This window comes from Desulfovibrio sp. OH1186_COT-070 (assembly GCF_003860215.1).
Taxonomy (GTDB): Bacteria; Desulfobacterota; Desulfovibrionia; order Desulfovibrionales; family Desulfovibrionaceae; genus Desulfovibrio.
In genome coordinates this window covers 1-536 of sequence record NZ_RQYH01000144.1, presented here as the reverse complement: position 1 = coordinate 536, position 536 = coordinate 1, and the positions used below count along the sequence as shown (strand labels likewise).

General features: G+C 30.0%; 1 protein-coding gene. It reads right to left on the bottom strand.

Annotated features, from left to right (window positions below):
• On the bottom strand, positions 1–536 hold a 536-nt coding region (locus EII23_RS12270), incomplete at both ends, for an N-acetylmuramoyl-L-alanine amidase (RefSeq protein ID WP_148091288.1).

Sequence of the window (536 nt, the reverse complement as noted above, 5' to 3'; positions counted from 1 at the left end):
TCTTTGTAGTTATTACTAGGGTTATCCCTAGGATCTAAAGCAACCTTTGCTGTTGCATTGGTTTTAAATAAATTATTATTTTGTGAATTAGTAGTGTTCTCAACACTAGCTTGAGGCAAATCAGAACTAATTTCTTTATTTACAGATTTGCAAATTCCTTTAGCTATTAAATAACCAATTAAATCAGATCCTTTTTCTCTATAAATATCTACATCTACTTTAGATTCGCAGAAACAAACTTCAACTATTACAGCTGGCATGATTGTTTTATTTAATTCATAAAGCTTAGCATTAGTTTTAACTCCCCTATTTTTTAAGGAAGTTCCTTCAGAGATTGTATCTACTATATTTTGAGCATATATTTCTGCTTTTCCTCCTTTTTCACAAACCCAAGTTCCTGTACCTAAAGGACCATCAAATTTGTCATAACATTTATCAAAGTGTATAGAAACGAATAAATCTGCATTAAAATTATTAGCTTTTTCTACTCCAAGTTTTAAATCAGTATTAACATCACAGTCTCCTGGAGTAACATC